This window comes from Psychromonas sp. SP041, assembly GCF_000470315.2.
Taxonomy (GTDB): domain Bacteria; phylum Pseudomonadota; class Gammaproteobacteria; order Enterobacterales; family Psychromonadaceae; genus Psychromonas.
Map to the genome: position 1 here is coordinate 1 of NZ_CBRF02000070.1, position 5,404 is coordinate 5,404.

Below are 5,404 nucleotides of genomic sequence, written 5' to 3' on the forward strand. Positions count from 1 at the left end.
CGATTGTTATAGTATTCATGTGACCCTCTCTATTTTTCTGTATATAGATTGTTTAACACTTCTATATTGGCTCATTTGAAGCCGTAAGTGGAGTGGAGAGGGTCCATACCATTAATCACAATAAATAACTTATCTATTTTGCTTGTTAAAATAGCCCACTTCCTCGTTGTAAATTTCGTAAAGGGAACAGCCATTAAAGAATTAACTTCTTTTGGTTAATTCTCCGATAGACGATTACGAAGTTATACCAATGGAATTAAATAAATGATCAGAGATTGCGCAGGAAAAATTAACCCTAATAAGGCGTGAGTTGTAGGAGATAGTTGTTCTCGCTTCAAAACTCACAAAGCAGTTAGGCGGGATTTTAACCAGCAAGAATGATCACCTTATTAATTCTTTTGGTATTAATCTTCGACAGGCTCAATTTCCCCCTTGAATTGAACTGTTTTTCCTGCGCAAAATTTAGATAACATATTTAATGTAATCGGTATTACGTAAATTAAAAACATAAATGCATAACTTGAATAGGTCGAAAGACAGTACGTTGAATGTATGCTTATTGTTTTACCCAACAAAAGATATTGAGTCTTACAAAAGAAGTATTTGATGCGAATAGTAGACAAAAATAGCTTGTGAGATTACTTATATTTTAACAATTAGCTTTATATATGTTTCATATTAGCTAATAAGTAAAACCTTATATTTTATATTTTTAAAAGCATAAAAAAAATGCTTATCCATTTAAAATGAATAAGCAAATTTTATAATCTATTATCGTATCAGTTTTTAATTTTTAACTTATTAGATAAAAATAACCTGATTTATAATAAACTTATCTTAGAAAGAGATTGCCATACCAGCAACATAACCTAACTCAGTATTATCAGCATCAGTACCACCAATTTCAAAGTAAGTGTTTACGTTACTGCTAAATGCGTAAGAAGCATTTGCGTAGTATTGATTTTCATCTTCAGCATTATCTTCATCGATGTTTGCGTAACCAACAGCAAGTTGTACATTTGTGTTAACTTGGTAAGTAGCAGCAAGACCGAAAGATTGAATATCATTACCGCCATCCATATCAGTTGTTGCATAAGCAGTTGCTAATGTTAATTTGTCAATTGTGTAACGCGCTTCTAAGTTTAAGTTTTTAGTTTCACCGCCACCAGCAAGATCTGATTCGCCGTAGAATGCAGTTAAATCAACACCAGAAAAACGAACACCTAATTTACCATCTATAGCACGAAGACCATCATCATCATCACTGTTTACAATGTAAGCGATACCACCGTAGTAGGTACCTTTATCAACAGTATATTTAATTACTTGTTCACTAGATGTAGTTTGCTCGTAAAAATCGTTAAAACCAAACTGGTAATCACCACCGATGCCGGCATCATCAAAAAGAGTAACTTGCTTACCAACTGTTAATGTACCGTATTTACCAGAAGAGAAACCAACGTATGCATCATCTAGTGTTGCGCCATTATCATTGTCGTTACTAGTAATTGATTCAAACGAAATAACACCAATAGCAGCTACATCATCAGTAATGTCATAAGCTGTTTTTACACCGAAGTTTGCTTCATCAAGCTGGATTTTTTTACCTTCGTTTTCATCAGTAGTGTTAATTGCTTGTACTTCAACATCACCGTATAGCTCAACACTGATACCGTCAGCGTCATGCATCATTGCACTGTGTGCAGTAGTTGCTGCGAATAAAGAAGTAAGCATTGTTGCTAATATTGTTTTTTTCATTTTCCATCACCTTGTGGCTATTGATATAATAATTGAGTCCTTAAATACTTAAATACTTTTAGCGTTAACAACGCGTCACAGTGTTTTAAGCGCAAAATAAAATTACCACACAAAACTGAAGGCGGAAATAGGAAACACAGTTATATGACCAAACATCACAAAAAAATCGACATTAAAGAAAGGCATTGTGATCTAGATCTCAAAAAAAAATGGAATTAAATGAGGAATTAGCCGTGCAATGCTGCATTTTTTTGTTTTTTAGAGAAAAAATAGACTAAATATTGAACTTTATTGGCATTACTAATAACCGTATGGACTAAAAAACAGAATAAAAGTGCCGTATACGTATAAAGCGAATTAAAAGATCAGTCGTTTAACGACTCATATTTACCTAATAACCTTTATAAAATCATTTTACTTAGCCATTTTAATTAGTCATTTTAATTAGTCATTTTAATTAACAGGTTTAAATAGAAATGAGATATCAAAAACTCTTTTTATTAACGATATAAATTATTAGCAGAGGTATATTGCTAATAATTTTCTTCGATATACCTCGTCATTAATTGTTCTTTTAAAATGTACGCATGATGAGTGGAACACTTCCTGACACTAAACAATTTTAACTAAATTAATGAATAGTTAGCATAAAACACTTTTGACTATTCTTCCTGATGTCTTTCTTCTTTATATATACCCGTTACCATTCAAGCCATAAAATTCAACAAGTAATAAAATGAACAGATTCTAGACAAAAAAAGGTCCGTACAATTCATTTGCTCATGATACTAGACTTTAATCATGTAGTTAAAGATAGACGGAACAACACAAAACACCAACTTTGTGTTTGTTCAGCCTATCTTTAACTAACCTTATCCGTAGGGTTTCTAAAACTAAATAATCGGTAGTAGAGAAATCAAACTTGTTATTGCAACATGACCTATAAAAACAAAAAAAAACTTAAAACAAGTCTTAACATTAGCAAAAGTCCCCTGATTATACGCGCCCCTACATTGGCATAAGATAAACAACAAAAAAGCCAGTCATGTATGGTTACGTATATGATTAAAGAGTTGATGTATCTTGTTGATAATAGGTTCTTGGTAATAGTTTTTAGGTGTGGTTTCGAAAAAGATTGCTCTAAATTATTTTGAAATTTAATTCGTCTCCTTTCACCTTTTCATGCAGCAATTTAGCCATGTTGCAATGTTGCTATGTTGCTATGTTGCTACTTATTAACAGTATTTTCATCCTGCCTGCAACTCTATTTTCTCTTATCAGAAGAGACCTTTTACCCACAATATGAAAAAAATGGAACAGAATCCGCAAAACTTAATCCGCTCGTAGGATCATGCTGTTGCATAACTCGCCACCGAATCCAATCAATTCCTTCATTTTAAACGACCCGTATCGGACGTGCATTCATGCACTAACCTCAACGGCTCCAAATATCCTGTTTGGTTTTACTACTAAAATGAATCCATTGTTTCGGGAAGCTCAACAGTGACGAAGTTGTAGCCGCGTTGAGTTTTATTGCCAGCTGGTTGGTGATTAGAGGCAAAAGGCAAGCTCTCCTCCCGAGATCCTTAATCGCTAAGCAACTAATCACCTTTTATATTTCAGCACTAAGACTTATCACTCTCTTTGATTAAAGATGTTTTATTATTTTTTTAATCTCTGCTTTATTTGCATACATATTATTATCAGCAACCACCAATAATTGATCGATAGTGCTTCCATCTTCAGGGTAATTCGCGACGCCAATCGCACCACCAAAACTATCTGTAAAAACATCTGATGAATTAAGAGGCTCTGATAATGTTTGTTTTACTCTAGACAAGACAGTTTCTAAGTAATCTTTATTATTAACATCATTAATGACAATAACAAACTCATCCCCAGCAAACCGAGCGGCAAGGTCACCATGGCCAATAGCAGAGCGCACCCTGTCAGCGAACTGAATTAAGACTTGATCGCCAACATCGTGACCATAAACGTCATTTATCTTTTTAAAATCGTTTAAGTCGATAAACAAGATGGCAAATGGGTTAATATTTTCTCCAGAATTATACTTTTCTATTTTTGTTTTTAAGCGTTGTTCAAAGGCATATCGATTAGGTAAACCAGTAAGGTAATCAGTATGTAATCTTCGCTGCATCGCCGAAAAGTTCTTTGCTAAATCCCCTATTTCATCATTTCTTTGAATATTAATAGGCTCTTCAATATACCCACTATTCACATTATTAACGGCATGTGACAACACTTTCAAATCCCTAGTCACCCATTGAAGTATGATAAAGCCAATTATCCCCGCTAACCCAGTTGCTAAGATACCAAGTAAAATAGTTTGAAAAATATTGTATTTAATATCCCCCATAAAATCAGAACTGGGTATCGCCACAACATTGATCCACTCTAATCCAGCACCATCTTCAAATTTATTATAGGCAACATATATTTCACGCTGTAAATCATCAGTAAAACTAAAGGTTTCTGGCTTATCATTGGTTACTTTTTCTGAAATGAGAGGAACCATTTGTGAATAAATATCAGAGAGTAAGGCATTACCACTTTGGTCTGCTTTTACTCTTGTTTTGATCCCATCTTTATTACGTTTAATATTCGGGCTCACTGAAGAGGCAATCAATTGGCCATCAGGCTCAATAATAAAGGCGATAGCATTCTCTGAAATATTAAGGTTACTGACAAAGTCATTTAATGACTTTAGTGACATATCTGTTGCCACGACACCTTCAAACATACCATCACGCCCTATTACCTGGCGCGCGCGTGTAGCAATTAAATCATGGGTTCTAAAATCAATATAAACCGAAGTCCAAGTATCATTATTATTACGAGAACCAGCATGGAACCAAGGTCTAACTCTTGGGTCAAAGTTTTTTTCTTCAATAGATAAAAGTGTTGGAGTGCTATTTATGCCATTAAGCTCATAGAATTTTCGATGCTCTTCAGGTGTATATTTAACTCTTAATTCACCTTTCTTAATGGAATATCGATAAAGGCCAATTGCTTGACCAGCCTTGTTGCCATAATAGACATAATTATTGGGGTCTAAGTGAAGCGATGAGGCACTCCAAAAACGATCTCTTATATTATTTAAATTGCTTTTAATATCAGCATCCATCAGCATACCATCAGGAAAAGCAACTTCTAACGTCGCCACAGACCCAACAACATGCCTATCTATCGCCTGACTAATGCGACTAACCGTTTCTTCCAGTAAATGATTCGATACGGTTTGCACCGCATGATAACCAGCACTATAGGAAAGGGAACCGATGGCAAGCGCTAAGAAAACAACAAGTACGACATAGGGAAAAATAAGCACAGAGCGGAGTGATAATTTAGTCATATTAATTCGTTGCAATAAGATTAATTAGGAAAGAAGACAACACTGATTCACCATATATAAAGTATAATTATCAATCAATTATATAGGAAAAGTAGCCGTTGTTGTTTAACTTAATTTTATCCACCTATAATGACCTTCAAATCCTGCTTGGATTCAGATCATAAGTGCATAACTTGAATTGGTAGAAAAGACGATCAGCTGAAGATATGCTTATCGCTTTTTCTCCGGCAAGAGATGCAACAATGAAAACATATAAACAACTGACCTATGCGC

At 34.3% G+C, this 5,404-nt stretch carries 2 protein-coding genes; both read right to left on the minus strand.

Annotated features, from left to right (window positions below; translation table 11 throughout):
* Positions 1-837: 837 nt before the first annotated feature.
* Complete coding sequence (locus tag SP041_RS20455; protein WP_025564563.1) at positions 838-1,758, minus strand: porin; 921 nt, start codon at positions 1,756-1,758, stop codon at positions 838-840.
* Positions 1,759-3,406: 1,648 nt separating this feature from the next.
* Entirely contained in the window at positions 3,407-5,131 is a 1,725-nt protein-coding gene (locus SP041_RS20460; protein WP_025564562.1) for a sensor domain-containing diguanylate cyclase, read from the minus strand.
* Positions 5,132-5,404: the final 273 nt, after the last annotated feature.

Bases quoted from the DNA above. Each gene is read 5' to 3' on its own strand.
- SP041_RS20455 (WP_025564563.1), bottom strand. From the start codon at position 1,758: ATGAAAAAAACAATATTAGCAACAATGCTTACTTCTTTATTCGCAGCA.
- SP041_RS20460 (WP_025564562.1), bottom strand. From the start codon at position 5,131: ATGACTAAATTATCACTCCGCTCTGTGCTTATTTTTCCCTATGTCGTA.